The organism is Janthinobacterium sp. TPC_1, assembly GCF_056037845.1.
This window is the reverse complement of sequence record NZ_CP195157.1, coordinates 807,097-823,900: the sequence shown is the minus strand read 5'-3', so window position 1 is coordinate 823,900 and position 16,804 is coordinate 807,097. Positions and strand designations below refer to the sequence as shown.

Below are 16,804 nucleotides of genomic sequence, written 5' to 3'. Positions count from 1 at the left end.
TATGTAGCAATTAGGTTCCATGCAGCAAGAATTATGATGACTTTCACAGCATGCCGCGCTGGGTTGGCATGGGGGTATAAAGGGTGAAATTGGCTGATATACGGCTGATTTCATGGAAGTTGTCGCTATTTATGGCAAGGAGCCGACCGTGTCCGCATTCACTACCGAGCCGTTTTCACCCAAGTTCAAGCCGTACACGCGGCAAACCATTCAACAGGCGCGGCAGTGGGAATGGCTGCCGGAAGAGCAGCGTGAAGCCGTGCAAGTGGTTTCGCACGTCTTGCCATTTCGCACCAATGAATATGTGCTCGATCAGCTGATCGACTGGAACAACATCCCTGACGATCCTATCTACCGTCTCGTCTTTCCCCACCGCGACATGCTGCCGCCGGAGCAATATGCGCATTTGCGCGACCTGGTGCTGGTGCAGCGGGACAAGGCTGCCATTGATGCCTATGTACACGGTATTCGCCTGGGCATGAATCCCCATCCGGCCGGGCAGATGACGCATAACGTGCCCAGGGTCAATGATGCGCCTGTGCGCGGCTTGCAGCATAAATATGCGCAAACGGTGCTGTTTTTCCCCAGCGCGGGCCAGACTTGCCACGCGTATTGCACCTTTTGCTTCCGCTGGCCCCAGTTCGTCGGCATGGATGACATGAAATTCGATGCGCGCGAATCGCATGAGTTGGTTGCCTACCTGAAACTGCATCCGGAAGTGACGGACGTGCTGATCACGGGCGGCGACCCGATGATCATGAACACGCGGCAACTGGCGGCCTACCTGGAACCGCTGCTGGCGCCGGGCCTGGAACATATCCAGAACATTCGCATCGGCACCAAGGCGGTGGCGTATTGGCCGCAGCGCTTTGTCTCGGACCGCGATGCGGATGACTTGATGCGCCTGTTCGAGCGCATCGTCAAGGCGGGCAAGAACTTGGCCGTGATGGGCCATTACAGCCACGCTGTCGAGTTGCGCCAGGACATCGCGCAGCAAGCCGTGAAACGTATCGTTTCCACGGGCGCCACCCTGCGCACGCAGGGGCCGCTGATTCGCCACATCAATGAAGATCCGGCATGCTGGGCCGAGCTGTGGCAGACGGGCACGCGCCTGGGAGCCATTCCGTATTACATGTTTGTCGAACGCGACACGGGGCCGCGCGGCTATTTCGAGTTGCCGCTGGCGAAGGCGTACGAAGTCTTCCAGGCCGCCTACCAGATGGTGTCCGGCCTGTCGCGCACGGTGCGTGGGCCATCCATGAGCGCGTTTCCCGGCAAGATTGTCATCGATGGCATCGTCAGCATCAATGGCGAGAAACTGTTTGCCCTGCAATTTTTGCAGGCGCGCAACCCGGACTGGGTACGCCGGCCGTTTTATGCGAAGTTCGACGCGGAAGCGACGTGGATGGACGATTTGAAGCCGGCCTTTGGCCACGAGAAGTTTTTCTTTGAAACGGATGAACCTCTACCGCACATGCCGCACAAAATCATCCGCCTGGCGCAGGCTGCCTGAGCATGCCTGCCGCCGGTGCGCCTGCCCGCTCCGGCGTGACCGTGTTCTGCCTGGTATTTCTGCCGTTCGCGCTCGGGCATTACCTGTCGTGCCTCCTGCGCGGCGTGAATGCCGTGCTGACGGCGGAGTTGCTGGGCGCCATCGCCCTGACGCCAGCGCAGCTGGGCCTGCTGACCAGCGCCTTTTTTCTCGCCTTTGCGTTGGTGCAATTGCCGGTTGGCATGGCGCTCGACCGTTATGGCCCCCGCACGGTGCAACTGTGGCTGCTGGCGCTGGCGGCCCTGGGCGTGTGGCTGTTCAGCCGGGGCCACAGCTTTGCCGAGCTGATGTGGGCCCGCGCCATCATGGGCGCCGGGCTGGGCGGCTGTTTCATGGCCGCCGTGAAAGCGATTTCGTGCGCCATCGCGCCATCGCGCCTGCCCTCCGTGCATGGCTACCTGATCGCCGTGGGCGGCCTGGGCGCGGCCACGGCCACGATGCCCGTCAAGCTGGCCCTGCATTACACGGACTGGCGCGGCGTGTTCCTGGGGCTGGCGCTGGCGGCGCTGGCCATCGGCCTGCTGATCCGCCTGCTGTCGCCGGCCATGCCCGCCGCTGCCGCAGGCATGAACCAGGCGAGCAAGGTCAGCGTCTGGAGCGTGTACCGCGATCCCGGCTTTCGCCGCACCATCGCGCTGATCCTGCTGCCGCACACGGTGTTTTTTGGCGTGCAGGGCTTGTGGGTGGGGCGCTGGCTGGCCGACGTGGGCGGCTTGTCCGATGACAGCGTGGCGTATTTGTTGTACTTGGGCATGGCGGCCGTCATCTTCGGCGCCATCGGCATGGGCATGCTGACGGAGTGGGCGGGCCGGCGTGGCATTGCACCCATGCAAGTGGCGGCCGCCGGCATCGTCCTGTTTGTCGCCGTGCAAGTGGCGATGGCGTGCAATGTGGTGCCCGGCCTGCCTTTGCTGTCCGTGCTGTTTACCTTGCTGGGCACGGTGACGGGCCTCGAATATGCGATCGTCGCGCAAAGCATGCCGGCCAGCTTGACGGGCAGGGCGGCCACCTGTTTGAATCTGCTCATTTTTACGGGCGCCTTCCTGGTGCAGGCGGGCTTTGGCCTGATCCTCGGCTGCTGGCCCCTGAACAGCCTGCAGCAGTATCCGCCGCAGGCGTACCAGGTGGCGTTTGGCGTGCTGGCCGCCTTGCAACTGCCGGGACTTGCGATGTTTTTCATCAACCACTACAGGCGTGCCGGGCCATCCGGTAAAATGGCAGCCTGCACACAGCGGCAATGATGATCAACTCCAAGGAAGACTATGAAACTCGTTCGTTATGGACGTCCAGGCAAGGAAAAACCGGGCCTGATCGATGAAGAAGGCAAACTGCGCGACCTGTCCGGCGTGATCGCGGATATTGACGGCGCGCAACTGTCCGACAAGGCCCTGCGCAAGCTGGCCAAGATCGACGAAAAGACGCTGCCCCTCGTGCGCGGCAATCCGCGCTTCGGCGTGCCGCTGGCGAAAGTCGGCAAGTTCATCGGCATCGGCCTGAACTACGCGGATCACGCGGCCGAGTCCGGCATGCCGATCCCGGCCGAACCCATCGTCTTCATGAAGGCCATCACTTGCCTGAACGGCCCGGACGACAATGTTGTGCTGCCGAAAGGTTCGAAGAAGACGGACTGGGAAGTGGAGCTGGGCGTGATCATCGGTACGCGCGCACAGTACGTGAGCGAAGAGGACGCCTTGAAATACGTGGCCGGCTATTGCGTCGTCAACGACATTTCCGAGCGCTCGTTCCAGCTGGAGCGGGGCGGCCAGTGGGATAAGGGCAAGGGCTGCGACACCTTCGGCCCCGTCGGCCCGTGGCTGGTGACGCGCGATGAAGTCATCGACGAGCAAGACCTGGACCTGTACCTGGAAGTCAACGGCAAGCGCATGCAGACGGGCAATACGCAAACCATGATTTTTACTGTCGCGCAGATCGTCAGCTACCTGTCGCAATTCATGACCCTGGAACCGGGCGACGTCATCGCCACGGGCACGCCGCCGGGCGTGGGCCAGGGCCGCAAGCCGCAGCGTTTCCTCAAAAAAGGCGATAGCATGCGCCTGGGTATCGCCGGCCTGGGCGAACAGCAGCAGGACGTCGTCGCCTGGACTGCCTGATGGCCGGTAGCGCTATCGACCGTTTGCCCGCGTTGCCTTTGGCGCAACTGGACCCGCAGCAGCGTGCGGCCGCGCAAGCCATCATCGACGGTCCGCGCGGGGCGCTGTATGGCCCCTTCGTGCCGCTGATGCGCAGCCCCGAGCTGATGGAAACGGCGCAGCGCATGGGAGAATATTTGCGCTACCGCAGCGCCATCGGCACGCGCCTGTCGGAATTGGCGATCCTGGTGACGGCGCGCCAGTGGGATCAGCAAGTCGAGTGGGCCATCCACGCGCCGCTGGCCGTGCAGAACGGCATCGCGCAAGCGGCCGTGGACGCCATCGCGGCGCGGCGCGCGCCGCTTGCCCTGAAGGAAGATGAGCAAGCCGTGCATGACTTTTGTATCGAGTTGCAGCAGAACAAGCGCGTCAGCGATGCCACGTATGCACGGGCGCTGGCCCTGTTCGGCGAGCATGGCGTGGTCGACTTGATGGGCATCAATGGCTACTATACTTTCCTGGCCATGGTGATGAATGGGGCGCAGACGGCGGTGCCCGCCTTGGGCGTCGCGCCTTTGCCCGATTAGAATAGTTCTTCGGGCAAAGATGGGCAAAGTGTAATGAAGTTGAAATTATTCAATATATAATTTACTTCCCTTCCATTGCCCACTAGCTCAATGAAAACTCGTCCGTGCATCACCCTGATGGGCCGCGCCTTCCTGGCGCTGGCCCTTTCTTTTTGCCCCTTGATGACGGTACGGGCGCTTGCCGCCGAGACCGCCGCTACGGCTAACCCCAGCGCTTCCGCGCTGGAAAATTCCGTCGTCAAGGTGTTTTCCACCCTGCGCGGGCCGGATCCCTATAAACCCTGGAGCAAGGCCGCGCCGCAAGAGGTGACGGGCTCCGGCGTCGTCATCGAGGGCCGCCGCATCCTCACCAATGCGCACGTGGTCGGCTATGCCAGCCAGGTGCAGATCCAGGCGAATGGCGCGGGCGACAAGATACCGGCGACCGTGCTGGCCATTTCGCGCGGCATGGACCTGGCCTTGCTGAAAATCGACGATGACAGTTTTTTCGCCAGCCATAAAGCCGTGCCGCGCGCCAACGTCCTGCCCGACGTGCGCGATGCCGTGCTGGCGTATGGCTATGGCCGACGGGCGGCACCTCGCTGTCGATCACCAAGGGCATCGTGTCGCGCATCGAATTCGTGCGCTACAACTTTCCCGTCTCCGGCCTGCGCATCCAGATCGATGCGGCCATCAACCCCGGCAACAGCGGCGGCCCCGTGATTGCGGGCGACAAGATGATCGGCCTGGCCTTTGCCGGCATGCTTAATGCGCAAAACATCGGCTACATCATTCCCAACGAGGAAATCGAGCTGTTCCTGCGCGACCAGGAAAGTGGCGCGCCCAAGGGCAAGCCCGCCATGCGCGACGTGACGCAAACGCTGGAAAATCCCGCGCTGCGCACGTATCTGAAGCTGGCCAAGGGTGTCGAGGGCGCCGTCGTGATGACGCCGGCCAGCAAGGATGCCGCCTATCCGCTCAAGGAGTGGGATGTCATCACGCATATCGGTGAATTTCCTATCGACAACCAGGGCATGGTCAAGCTGAATGCCAACAGCCGCGTGCGCTTCCAGTACCGCGTGCAGCAGCAGCTGGCGAAAGACGGGCAATTGCCGTTGACGGTGGTGCGCCAGGGCGCGCCCCTGAAAATCAAGGTGCCCGTCTCGGCGGCGCACCCGATGCTCATCAGCGGTCTGCAGGGCAACTATCCGTCCTATTTCATCTTCGGCCCGATGGTGTTTTCGCGCGCCACCACGGAATTCATGGCCGCGCCGAATGGCAACCCGGCAATGTTGGGCGGCATGGCGTTTGCCGGCAATCCACTGGCCACGCGGCGCGGGGATGCGCCCGACAGCGAGCGCGAAGAGCTGGTGGTGATCGCCGCGCCGTTCTTCCCGCACAAGCTGATGAACGGCTACAGCACCCGTTTCTTCTCGGTCGTCGATTCCGTCAACGGCGTGCGCGTGCGCAGCCTGGCGCACCTGGTGGCCTTGCTGCGCGACCAGACGGACGAATTGCTGACGTTCCGCTTCCAGCAGCGCGATGCGGAAATGCTCGTCGTGCCCCGCAAGGACATGCTGGCAGCGACGGAATCGGTGCTGACGGACAACGGTATCCGTTCGGAAGCGTCGCCCGACATGTTGAAAGTCTGGAATGAAAAAACGCCGGCGAACTGATCGTTCCCGGCGTTCCGAATGACAACAGGCGCGGCGCACACCGCGCCTGTTTTACTTTAAGCCAATATTTTTTTCAGCCAGGCGCCGATGGCGTCGATTTCTTCCTGGCACAGCGAGTGCTGCATCATGTATTCGTGCCATTCCACCTTGTAACCCATGCCGGTGAGCAAGTCGCGCGATTGCTGCGCGCGGGTAATCGGCACCACGGGGTCGGCCGTGCCATGCGCCATGAAGATGGGCGTCTGCAGGCTGGCTGGCGTGCGCTCAAGAGCCGTCTTGTCGGCCAGCGGCAGGTAGCCGGACAGGCACATCAGGCCGGCCAGCGGTTCTGCGTGGCGCAAGCCCGTTTGCAGGGTCATGGCGCAGCCTTGCGAGAAGCCGGCCAGGATGATGCGGCTGGCGGGAATGCCGCGCGCCTTTTCGCGCGCGATCAGCGCTTCGATTTGTCCCTGCGAGGCGCGCAGGCCAGCCTCGTCCTCGCGGCGCACGAGGTCGTTCACGAGGATGTCGTACCAGGCGCGCATCACGTAGCCATTGTTGATGGTGACGGGCATGGTGCCGGCGCTGGGGAAAATGAAGCGGATGGCGGGGCAGCCGCGCAAATCGAGTTCTTTTACCAAGGGCACGAAATCGTTGCCGTCGGCGCCCAGGCCATGCATCCAGATGATGGAAACGGTGGGATTCGGTGCGCTGTCGAGTTCTATGGTTTCCAGCAAGGTGCTCATGTATTTTCCTCAGGTAATGGTTGCGCCGGACGCAGCGCCGATTTGGGACGGAAGGCCTTGCAGATGGCCGGGTCGGTTTCCATGTAGGGGCCACCGATGAGATCGATGCAATACGGCACGGCGGCAAAGATGCCGTTCACCAATTGATTTCCATCAACATCCTTCAAGCCTTCCAGGGTTTCCTTGAGGGCTTTCGGCTGGCCCGGCAAGTTCATGATCAGGCAAGCGCGCTCGGGCGTCTCGCGGATCACGGCCACCTGGCGCGACAGGATCGCCGTCGGCACGAATTGCAGGCTGATCTGGCGCATCTGTTCGCCGAAACCGGGCATTTCCTTGGTTCCGACGGTCAAGGTCGCATCCGGCGTCACGTCGCGCCGTGCCGGGCCCGTGCCGCCCGTCGTCAGGATCAGATGGCAGTGATTCAGGTCGACCATGTCGATCAGGGTGTTTTCAATCTGCGAGCGCTCGTCCGGAATCAGGCGTTTTTCCAGGCGGAAAGGCGTGCGGATGGCGGCGGACAGCCAGCTTTCCAGGGCCGGGATGCCTTGGTCTTCATACACGCCGCCGCTGGCGCGGTCGGAGATCGACACGAGGCCGATAATCAATTCGTCTTCTATCGTGGTCATGGGGCACCTGTCTATGTCGTAAAAAAACCGGGCTGATCCCGGTTTTTAGCTACTTTCGGGTCAGACCCGCGGGTCAGACCCAGTTGCTTATTCGTCTTCTTCCGGCTCGACGCCATCTTCATCGGCATCTTTCTTGCCGCTATTGTTCTTCTTGGCGATCTCTTTCAAGATCTGGAAGATTTCGCGGTAGGCTTTCGGCGGCTTGTTCTCGGCTTGCTCCTTGCGGGCATTGCGGATAAGGGTGCGCAGATGCTGCACGTCCAGTTCCGGGTTTTCCGACAGCAAGACGGTCAGGGCCTTGTCATCCGTCAAGAGTTTGTCGCGGCGGCGCTCCATCGCGTGCATATTGGCCGTGTCGGCTTTCGACAAGCCTTTCCAGCTATCGATGGTGCGTTGGATGGCGGCAACTTCTTCTTCATCCAGGGTGCGCATTTTCTTGCCCACGTATTGCAGCTGGCGGCGGCGGCCTTCGTGATCCTTGATTTGCTGGCATTCGAGAATGGCGTCGCGCACGTCTTCCGGCATCGGGACGCGCTTGACGCGGTCACGTGCCTCATTTGCGAGTTCTTCGCCCAGCTTTTGCAGGACGGTCATCTGGCGCTTGAGTTCCGACTTCGACGGACGTTCATATTCCTGTTCGAATTCGGTGGATTGGAAGCCGCAAGCTCCCCGGTTTGGATTTGGCATGATAAGGCGGGATTGGCCGCGTAGGCCGCACCTGTAAACTGTAAACGACTGCTATGATAACCTTTTTAGCGGCTTTCCGAAGAAAACAGCGCATGAACGACTCCGTATTTACCCATAGTCAAGAGCAATTGCAGCAACTGGCCCGTGATGTGTTGTCTTTTGCGCGGGAAGCGGGCGGCACCGACGCTGCCGTCGAAGTCAGCGAAGGCGGCGGCCTGTCCGTTTCTGTACGAAAAGGCAAGATCGAAACGATCGAGCAAAACAAGGACAAGGGCATGGGCGTGACCGTGTTTGTCGGCAAGAAACGCGGCAATGCCAGCACCTCCGACTTTTCGCCGTCCGCCCTGCGCGCCACGGTGGACGCCGCCTACAATATCGCCCGCTTCACGGCCGAGGACGATTGCGCGGGGCTGGCGGACGCGGACATGCTGGAAATGTCTCCCCGCGATTTGCAACTGTTCTATCCCTGGCTCATTTCGACCGAGGAAGCCGTCGCCCTGGCCCAGCGGGCCGAAGCGGCCGCCTTTGCCGTCGACCCGCGCATCACGAACAGCGAGGGCGCCAGCGTGCACGTACAGCAATCGCACTTTGTTTCCGCCAATTCGCGCGGTTTCATCGGCGGTTACCCGTTTTCGCGCCATACGCTGTCCGTGGCACCCATCGCGGGCAAGGGCGCGAAGATGCAGCGCGACGACTGGTATTCGTCCGTGCGCGACCCCGCCAAAATGTCGAGCCCGGAAGCCATCGGCCGCTACGCCGCCGAGCGCGCCCTGTCGCGCCTGAATGCGCGCAAACTGGGCACGCGCACTTGCCCCGTGCTGTTCGAGGCGCCGCTGGCGGCTGGTTTACTGGGTACCTATGTGCAAGCGACCTCGGGCGGCGCCCTGTACCGCAAATCCACTTTCCTGAACGATTCCCTGGGCACGCAGGTGCTGCCGTCGCACGTGCAGATCTTCGAAGACCCGCATGTGATCGGCGGCGTCGGTTCCGCGCCGTTCGACGAAGAGGGCGTGAAAACCGTCAGCCGCGACGTCGTCAAGGATGGCGTGGTGCAAGGCTATTTTCTGTCGACCTATACGGCCCGCAAGCTGGGCATGCAGACGACGGGCAATGCGGGAGGTTCGCACAATCTGTACCTGACGTCTTCCCAGACGGCTGCCAGCGACGATTTCAGTGCCATGCTGAAAAAGCTGGGCACGGGCTTGCTGGTGACGGAATTGATGGGGCAGGGAACCAATTACGTGACGGGCGACTATTCGCGCGGCGCCTCCGGTTTCTGGGTGGAAAATGGCGTGATTCAATACCCTGTGGAAGAAATCACCATCGCCGGCAACATGAAGGACATGCTGCGCAACATCGTTGCCGTGGGCGGCGCCGACGTCTTGCGCCGCGGCACCAAAGAGACGGGTTCCATCCTCATCGAGCGCATGGTGGTGGCCGGCGGCTGAGCGCTTGCCTGCCCGCCGCGGCAACGCCGGGCAGGCGCCCCACGCTTTACTGCTGGACTTGATAGCCATCCGTCAGCGTGGCCAGGAACTTCACCATATCCTCGATCTCGCCCGCCGTCAGCGCGGGCGCCATGCCGCGCTTGCGGTCGAACGGCGCTTCGCTGACGTTCACGTTGGCGCGGTATCTGGCGGGTAGGTCATTGAATTTCCGCACTTTTCCCCGCTTGTCGCGCGGATACCATTCTTGTGGATGCGTATCGCGCCGCACGTAAAAACGCAGGGCATCCGTCAGGTTGTCAAACACGCCATTATGAAAAAACACCTGGCGCGTGGCCACATTGCGCAGGCTGGGCACCTTGAAGGCGCCGCATAACGCTGTTTTTGTTGCCAGGTCCGTGCGGTCGGGGCCGCACAAGCCCAGGTCGAAGTAGGCGGAATCGGCGGTGGCGGGAATGCGCGTATTGCGCGGCACGCCCAGATTGTCGAAACTGAAGTCCGTAAACAAGGGCGGTGCGCCATGTTCGCCCCGCACGCTGGGGTGGCAAGCGGCGCAATTGCCCTTGCGTTCATCGTTGAACAGGGCCAGGCCCCGCAATTCCGCGAGCTCCAGCGGAACCTTGTTGGCCAGGTAGAGGTCATATTTGGAATCGTAGCGGTGGAAGTCCGGCTCTTCCTGCTGGAATTGCTGCAAGGCATAGGTGATACGGCGGAATGCTTGTTGCGGTTGCGCAAAGATGGCGTCGCCAAAGACGTGCCGGAATGCTTCCGCGTAACTGCCGTTGCGCAGCCGTTCCACCACTTCATCCGTGCTGGCATTGGCCATTTCGTGCGCTGCCAGGAAAGGCCGTTCCGCCTGTTCCGCCAGGCTGGCGGCGCGGCCGTCGCGGTTGATGCCGCCGTTGGGCGCGCCCTCCTCGTCAAAACGGAAGGGCGGATTGTGTTCCAGGTAGCGCAGCGATGGCGTGGCGCGGTAGCCGTGCGTCTGGCCATCGGCCCCTCCCAGTTGCACGGCCAGCTTGTTGGCTGGCGCGTAAGCATGGGCCGGGTCATGGCAACTGGCGCACGACTGCTTGCCCGAGGCGGACAGGCCGGCATCGTGGAAGATGCGCTGCCCCAGCTGTGCGGCAGGGCTGAGTTCGGCCGCCGTGCCCGGCATGCCGTACGCGCCAAGAAACAAGAATATGCACACGTGTGCAAATCGGGTCGGTGAAAATCGCGCCTCAGCGCGTGGCTGGTCTTTGATGGTCATAGGTGGGGTCGCTATCGGCAAGGTGAGGGACAGGCAATGCTGCGCCCAGTATAGGCAGCAATGGCCGGTGTGGCAACGATTTGCGATGCTGCGCTGCGCCATGGCGGTGCCGCCCGCCGTGCCAGAGGGCGGCACGGGCGGCTGGCTGCGGCTCGGTCAGTATTGTTCCCACTCGCCTTCCTCCGCCATGGCGGGTGCGGCGCTCTTGCGGCTGGCGGGCGCCTGGGCGACGAGACGGGGCTGGACCGCCTTGGTGGCTGCGGGCTGTGGCGCCGGCTTTGGCGCCGGCCGCGGTGCTGGCGCGGTGGCTGGCAGCGCCTGCGTGCCGTCGAGCTTGAACACGCTGACGGCTTCGGCCAGGATGCCTGCCTGATCCTGCAGCGCTTCGGAGGCGGCAGCCGCTTCTTCCACGAGGGCGGCATTTTGCTGGGTCACGGCATCCATTTCCGTGATGGCCTGGTTGATTTGTTCGATCCCCGCTTCCTGTTCGTTGCTGGCGGACGTGATCTCGGCCATGATGTCCGTGACGCGCCGCACGCTATTGACGATCTCTTCCATGGTGCTGCCCGCCTGGTTCACGAGGGTGCTGCCGAGACTGACCTGGTGCACGGAATCATCGATGAGGATCTTGATTTCCTTGGCGGCGGAGGCGGAGCGGTGGGCCAGGTTGCGCACTTCCGTGGCTACCACGGCAAAGCCCCGTCCCTGTTCGCCCGCCCTGGCCGCTTCCACGGCCGCATTCAGGGCCAGGATATTGGTCTGGAAGGCAATGCCGTCGATGACGCTGATGATGTCGACGATTTTCTTCGACGAGGCATTGATGGAGTCCATGGTCGTGATCACTTCCGCCACCACCTGGCCGCCCTTGCTGGCCACGCTGGAGGCCGATTGCGCCATCTGGTTGGCCTGGCGCGCGTTTTCGCCATTCTGTTTGACGGTCGACGTCAGTTCTTCCATCGACGAGGCCGTTTCTTCCAGCGAGCTGGCTTGCTGTTCCGTGCGCGAGGACAGGTCCATATTGCCGGAGGCGATTTCACGCGAGCCATGGGCGATGGCATCCGTGCCATGGCGCACGCGGGCCACGATGCCTTGGAGATTGTCGTTCATGTCTTTCAGGGCGCGCAGCAGCAGGCCCGTCTCATCGTTGCCGCGCGCGTCGATGCTGACCGACAAGTCACCGCCGCCACCCGTTGCGCCACCTTGACGGCTTCGGCGATGGGCCGGCTGATGGAGCGGCTGATCAGGACGGCCAGCGCGATGGCAATGGCCGTCGCCGCGATGGACAGGGACAAGGTCAGGATGATGGCCATGCGCCCATCGGCGGCGGCTTGCTTGCCTTCGCTTTCCATCAGCGATTCCTGGAAGCTGGCCATGGCCGCCAGAGCAGTCAAGAATTTTTCTTGCGGATAGCGCAGCTGAGTCAACAGGAAGATGCCCGCCGTTTCCGACTTGCCTTCTTGTAACAGCTTGATATTCGCATCGCGCGTCCTGGCATAGCTTTCACGGCTGGTCATCACGGCCTGTAACAGTTCCTGGCCCTTGGGCGTATTGACCATGGTTTTCAGGCGCGCCAGCAGTTCCAGGTTCTTTTTGACCGAGGCCTGAATCTTGGTCACGGAACTGCTGACTTCGTCAGCATCGTTGGCGCCGATGATGGCGATGCTCAGCAGTCGGGCCTGGATATTGACCTCGGACTGTATCGTATTCGACAGCATGACCTTGACGTAGCGGTCGTTGAGAATTTTTTCCGTCGAGGTGTTGATGTTGCGAATGCGGCTGACGGAAACAAATGCCACCATGGCAAGCAGGATAATGATCAGGCCGAAACTGCAGGCCAGGCGGGTGCTGATTTTAAGCTTAGACATAGGTCATTCATCCTCGGCGAAAAGCGGAAAGCGTGCGCAGGGAATCGTCCCGCGGACAGGCGGTGTCCATTCAAGACGATGCTGATGCGGTCAGTTTGCGTTACAGAAAGCTAATTCGGCAGGGACAAGGCCGTGGATGCGTATTGCCGGTGGCCGGGAAGTCATGGCGACCCGCCCGGCGAGATATTCTTGCGGGGCCGCGCAGCGTGGCGCGGCCCGATTCTGTTGCTTAGTGTAGGACGATAATTTCTGGCAAGCAAGATGTTAAGAAAAAAATCTGCTCGGCCAGCAACGCTTGTCGTGCGGTCAAAAAAAAAAAGCCCCGGCGAGCGGGGCATGGGATCAGGCGGGCCGTGTCGGCCCTGGCGCTCAGGCGCGCAAGGTGGACAGGATAGGCTGCAGCACGGCAGCGCCCAGGGCGGCGCTGCGGGCACCGCTCCAGCCCGTTTGGGCATCGGGATCGTTGGCGTTGTCCTTGAACGGCAATTCCAGGGTCAGCGACAGGCAGCCGAAGGCATGGGTGATGTGGGGCGAGCCCATGGTCAGCACTTCCGGCGTGAACGGGCCGTCTTCGTAGCCGTGCTCATCCTGGAAGTCGGGGCTGGCCACCTTGAAGTCGGCGATGAAGCGGTCTTGCTCGGCCTTTTGTTCAGCAGTGAAGTTTTCCAGCGCATCGCTGCCGGCCACGAAGACGTAGGGCAGGCCTTCGTCGCCATGCACGTCGAGGAACAGGTCGCAACCGATTTCATGCATTTTCTGTTTCACCAGGAGTACTTCCGGGCTGCGCTCCATCGTCGGCGTCATCCACTCGCGGTTCAGGTTGGCGCCGGCCGCGTTGGTGCGCAGGTTGCCATGCACGGAACCGTCCGGGTTCATGTTCGGCACCACGTAGAAGACGGCGTCCTGCAGGCATTGGCGGGCAAACGGATTGGCCTGGTCCAGCAAGGCTTCGAGCATGCCTTCGACAAACCACTCGGCCATCGTTTCGCCCGGATGCTGGCGCGCGATGACCCAGACTTTTTTCTCGGCATCGGCGTCGCCGACGACCAGCAGGTTCATGTCGCGGCCTTCCACGGTGCTGCCCAGGTCGATCAGGCGCACCAGCGGCGATGCTTGCGCGCTGTCGATCAGGGCCAGGTGGCGGTCCCATGGATACGGCTCGAAGTAGGCGTAGTAGACGCTTTCTTCCTCGGGGGTGTGTTCGATGGTCATCACCGTGCCGTCAAAGCTGGTGGGCACGCGGAACCAGGTTTCGCGGTCGTAGCTGGCCACGGCCTGGTAATCTTTCCAGCCGTCCGGGTAGGCCGACTTGCCTGCGTTCATGAAGCGGATCGTGCACGCCTCGCCTTGCGCGCCTTGCAGGCGGAAATAAAACCACTGCGTGATGTCGGCGTGGGAATCCTTGCGGATGTTCAGCTCGATGGATTGGGCATCGTCGGCGCGCAGCACCTCGATCGCGCCGGCGTCGAATTGCTGGCTGATTTTAATGGTCATGAGTGTTCCTGATAAAAACATATGGGTTTTGCATCGTGTGCAATGGCGCGATGATACCCGTTTTAGCCACGCCTTTGTGCTGGCGCAAACGACGACGGACGTGCTTTGCTAACGTGGAAGCTCCGACATGGGGAGATCATCATGGACGACCATAGCAACCACATACGCGAACTGGAAAAGAAAATCAGCGCCCTCAGCGACGCCCTGGCGCACCTGGGCAAGGGCACGACCTTGCAGGAATTGCTGCGCATCATACGTTTCCCCGGCTATACGACGCCGGCCGAGTTCACCTTCAACGCCGCCATCCTTGACACCATGCTGGTGCAGGCCAATGCGTTGGAAAAGCTAGGGCAGGATTTGCTGGCAGGGGCCAAGCAGGTGGTGGCAAAACAGTGAGCAGGCGGTGACTTACAACACCTAACAAAACCGTAGCGAGCGGAAGGGAGTTGTGGTTGAGAAGCGCAACTGTACGAAGGTACAGTGAGCATCGCAGGCCGCAAATACCGACGCGCAGTAGGTTTTGATAGGTGTTCTTATTCCTGAACACCTGAAAAATGGCCAGGGCAAGGCGCAGGGCCGCAGGCAGTACGAACGTACGCCCAGGCCCTGCAACGCCGCCATGGACGTTTTATCAGGTGTTCAGTCCGCCAAAACGTTCAAAAAACCACGGCTCCACGTCGGGCACATGCTCATCCTCGCGCCGCAGGGTGGCCAGGATATGTTCCTCGGCGGCCGCATGGGTGATGCGGTACAGGTCGCGCGCCAGCGCATAGGCTTGCGTGCCGGGCCACGGTTCGGGCAGCAGTTCGACGGGCAGTTGCGGGTCGTGTAATTGCACGCGACGGTAGGCGTGCGTCAGCAGCGAGCGGATGACGAAGGCTTGCTCCGCATCGAAGACGGGCGCTTCCTGTAGCAGGGTCAGCAGGGGTTGGAAGCTGGCGATGAATTTTTCGTAGCCGGCCATCACTTCCGACAAGTCCCAGCATTCGCCCACCATGTCGCGCAGGGGGCGTGTGCTGACACCCGGCAACTCTGTTGTGTGGCAGACATACAGCTTGCCTTGCACCTCGTTGCGCACGAGGATATCTTCCAGCGCTTCCGTATTGCTGGCCGGGTGGCCAAAGATGCCCGGGGAGATCAAGCCATAGCCGGCCCATAACAATTCCTTGCGCAGCGCCCCCCGTTCGGCCGCGCCGATGCTGCCGGCCGGGCCGATCACCAGGGTCCAGCTGCCATCCCAGTGCACGACCAGCGGCGCATAGATGCGGCGGTAGGCGCGTTCGAAGCGGGCCAGCGCCTCCGGGCGTATCGTATAGGCGCTGCGGCGGCCGTCGCGCTGTGAGCTGAGCCAGCCTTCCTGTGCCAGGCGGAACACGCTGGTACGCAATAGCCGGTCATTGACGCCAAATGGCGCCAGCAGTTCGATCAGGCTGCCCAGCCAGATGGCGCCGCCGCGCGGCACGATGGCGTCGCCAAAGATGGTCATCACCAGGGACTTCGAGCGCGGTGGGTCGCTTTCCAGGAAATCGGCTATCCATGCCGTGCAGCGGGTGTTCTTCATGAGGTTCCGGTCTGGCCGTGTTGCGGTCGGTTCAATAAAAGCAGCAGTTTACTTGGCTGCGCGGGTAGCGCGGCAATAATTTGCCGGAAGCGCTGGGGGCGCTCCGTAGTGTTTTCTGATAAGCAATATCATACGCACAAAAAAGCTGCACAAGATACGATTTTTTAAAATGACTCACATCAAGTGTATGCAAATCGTTTTTTGTATCGTATTATCTGTTCATCGCACCGCGTTACTGCGCAAAATCAAAGACATGGGAGACAGATCATGTACGCACAAATGGTTGAAACCGGCCTCAAGAACGTCCGCTCCATCGACGACATGGGCCAGGAAGAGCGCGCTTTCCAGGCGCGCATCGACGAAGGCATCAAGATCGAGGCCAAGGACTGGATGCCGGACGCCTACCGCAAGACCCTGATCCGCCAGATTTCGCAGCACGCGCACTCGGAAATCGTCGGCCAATTGCCTGAAGGTAACTGGGTCACGCGCGCGCCGACCCTGAAACGCAAGTCGATCCTGCTGGCGAAGATCCAGGACGAAGCGGGCCACGGCCTGTACCTGTACAGCGCCGCGGAAACCCTGGGCGTTTCGCGCGACGACTTGCTGGCCGCCTTGCACTCGGGCAAAGCCAAGTATTCCAGCATCTTTAACTATCCCACCCTGTCGTGGGCCGACATGGGCGCCATCGGCTGGCTGGTCGACGGCTCCGCCATCATCAACCAGATTCCCCTGTGCCGCTGCTCCTACGGTCCGTATGCGCGCGCCATGATCCGCGTCTGCAAGGAAGAATCGTTCCATGCGCGCCAGGGCTACGACATCATGATGTCGCTGTGCAAGGGCACGCCCGAGCAGAAAGCCATGGCGCAGGATGCCTTGAACCGCTGGTGGTGGCCATCGTTGATGATGTTCGGCCCGTCCGACGCCGCCTCCGTCAACAGCGCCCAATCGGCGCAATGGCGCATCAAGCTGTTTTCGAACGATGAATTGCGCCAGCGCATGGTCGACCAGACCGTGCCGCAAATCGAATACCTGGGCTTGACCGTGCCCGATCCCGACCTGAAGTTCAATGCGGAAACGGGCCACTATGAATTCGGCGAGATCGACTGGTCCGAGTTCAACAATGTCCTGAAGGGCAACGGCCCGTGCAACCGCGAGCGTTTGCAAACGCGCGTGAAAGCGTATGAAGACGGTGCATGGTTCCGCGATGCCTTGGTCGCGTATGCAGACAAGCAAGCCGCTAGCAAAGCGGCAGCCTGAAATATCTA

General features: G+C 61.6%; 14 protein-coding genes and 2 pseudogenes. 9 read left to right on the top strand and 7 right to left on the bottom strand.

Going from position 1 to position 16,804, the window contains the following annotated elements; all coding sequences use genetic code 11:
• Positions 1-148 precede the first annotated feature (148 nt).
• The 6 genes and pseudogenes from ACQVLG_RS04010 (at position 149) to ACQVLG_RS03985 (ending at position 5,884) form a co-directional block, all read left to right on the top strand.
• Positions 149-1,513: a KamA family radical SAM protein gene (locus ACQVLG_RS04010; protein WP_230538996.1), complete on the top strand. Its 1,365-nt coding sequence runs from the start codon at positions 149-151 to the stop codon at positions 1,511-1,513.
• Between the two features lie 2 nt (positions 1,514-1,515).
• Positions 1,516-2,793: an MFS transporter gene (locus tag ACQVLG_RS04005; RefSeq protein ID WP_474292928.1), complete on the top strand. Its 1,278-nt coding sequence runs from the start codon at positions 1,516-1,518 to the stop codon at positions 2,791-2,793.
• A gap of 21 nt (positions 2,794-2,814) precedes the next feature.
• Complete coding sequence (locus ACQVLG_RS04000; protein ID WP_474292926.1) at positions 2,815-3,663, top strand: fumarylacetoacetate hydrolase family protein; 849 nt, start codon at positions 2,815-2,817, stop codon at positions 3,661-3,663.
• Positions 3,663-4,229, top strand: a complete 567-nt coding sequence (locus tag ACQVLG_RS03995) for a carboxymuconolactone decarboxylase family protein (protein WP_474292924.1) — start codon at positions 3,663-3,665, stop codon at positions 4,227-4,229. The genes ACQVLG_RS04000 and ACQVLG_RS03995 overlap by 1 nt, the downstream gene beginning before the upstream one ends.
• A 90-nt stretch (positions 4,230-4,319) precedes the next feature.
• Positions 4,320-4,930 (top strand): annotated as a pseudogene (locus tag ACQVLG_RS03990) (S1C family serine protease); the annotation flags it as partial.
• Positions 4,931-4,945: 15 nt separating this feature from the next.
• On the top strand, positions 4,946-5,884 hold the full coding sequence (locus ACQVLG_RS03985) for a PDZ domain-containing protein (protein WP_474295536.1): 939 nt from the start codon (positions 4,946-4,948) through the stop codon (positions 5,882-5,884).
• A 56-nt stretch (positions 5,885-5,940) separates the two neighbouring features.
• Here the strand turns inward: ACQVLG_RS03985 and ACQVLG_RS03980 are convergent, their stop codons facing one another.
• The 3 genes from ACQVLG_RS03980 to yjgA form a co-directional block, all read right to left on the bottom strand.
• Positions 5,941-6,609 carry an alpha/beta hydrolase gene (locus ACQVLG_RS03980; RefSeq protein ID WP_474292922.1) on the bottom strand — a complete coding sequence of 223 codons (669 nt, stop codon included), beginning with the start codon at positions 6,607-6,609 and terminating at the stop codon, positions 5,941-5,943.
• Positions 6,606-7,235: a molybdopterin adenylyltransferase gene (gene mog, locus ACQVLG_RS03975; protein ID WP_474292920.1), complete on the bottom strand. Its 630-nt coding sequence runs from the start codon at positions 7,233-7,235 to the stop codon at positions 6,606-6,608. The genes ACQVLG_RS03980 and mog overlap by 4 nt, the downstream gene beginning before the upstream one ends.
• Positions 7,236-7,322: 87 nt before the next feature.
• Entirely contained in the window at positions 7,323-7,922 is a 600-nt protein-coding gene (gene yjgA / locus ACQVLG_RS03970) for a ribosome biogenesis factor YjgA (RefSeq protein WP_474292918.1), read from the bottom strand.
• 92 nt (positions 7,923-8,014) lie between these two features.
• On the opposite strand from yjgA, the gene pmbA reads away from it, so the two are divergent.
• The gene (gene pmbA / locus ACQVLG_RS03965) at positions 8,015-9,370 is read left to right on the top strand and encodes a metalloprotease PmbA (RefSeq protein WP_474292916.1); all 1,356 of its coding nucleotides are present in this window, start codon (positions 8,015-8,017) and stop codon (positions 9,368-9,370) included.
• A gap of 46 nt (positions 9,371-9,416) precedes the next feature.
• On the opposite strand, the gene ACQVLG_RS03960 is transcribed toward pmbA, so the two are convergent.
• The 3 genes and pseudogenes from ACQVLG_RS03960 to ACQVLG_RS03950 all read right to left on the bottom strand — a co-directional run bounded on the left by ACQVLG_RS03960 (position 9,417) and on the right by ACQVLG_RS03950 (position 13,978).
• Complete coding sequence (locus ACQVLG_RS03960; protein ID WP_474292914.1) at positions 9,417-10,526, bottom strand: cytochrome-c peroxidase; 1,110 nt, start codon at positions 10,524-10,526, stop codon at positions 9,417-9,419.
• Between the two features lie 249 nt (positions 10,527-10,775).
• Positions 10,776-12,484, bottom strand: a pseudogene (locus ACQVLG_RS03955) (methyl-accepting chemotaxis protein).
• A gap of 369 nt (positions 12,485-12,853) precedes the next feature.
• The gene (locus ACQVLG_RS03950) at positions 12,854-13,978 is read right to left on the bottom strand and encodes a M14 family metallopeptidase (protein ID WP_474292912.1); all 1,125 of its coding nucleotides are present in this window, start codon (positions 13,976-13,978) and stop codon (positions 12,854-12,856) included.
• 141 nt (positions 13,979-14,119) lie between these two features.
• On the opposite strand from ACQVLG_RS03950, the gene ACQVLG_RS03945 reads away from it, so the two are divergent.
• Entirely contained in the window at positions 14,120-14,374 is a 255-nt protein-coding gene (locus tag ACQVLG_RS03945; protein WP_230538985.1) for a hypothetical protein, read from the top strand.
• A gap of 235 nt (positions 14,375-14,609) precedes the next feature.
• On the opposite strand, the gene paaX is transcribed toward ACQVLG_RS03945, so the two are convergent.
• Positions 14,610-15,539, bottom strand: coding sequence for a phenylacetic acid degradation operon negative regulatory protein PaaX (gene paaX, locus ACQVLG_RS03940; RefSeq protein ID WP_474292909.1), 930 nt, complete (start codon positions 15,537-15,539; stop codon positions 14,610-14,612).
• Positions 15,540-15,806: 267 nt separating this feature from the next.
• Between paaX and paaA the strand changes: the two genes are divergently transcribed.
• Entirely contained in the window at positions 15,807-16,796 is a 990-nt protein-coding gene (gene paaA, locus ACQVLG_RS03935) for a 1,2-phenylacetyl-CoA epoxidase subunit PaaA (RefSeq protein ID WP_474292907.1), read from the top strand.
• Positions 16,797-16,804 lie beyond the last annotated feature (8 nt).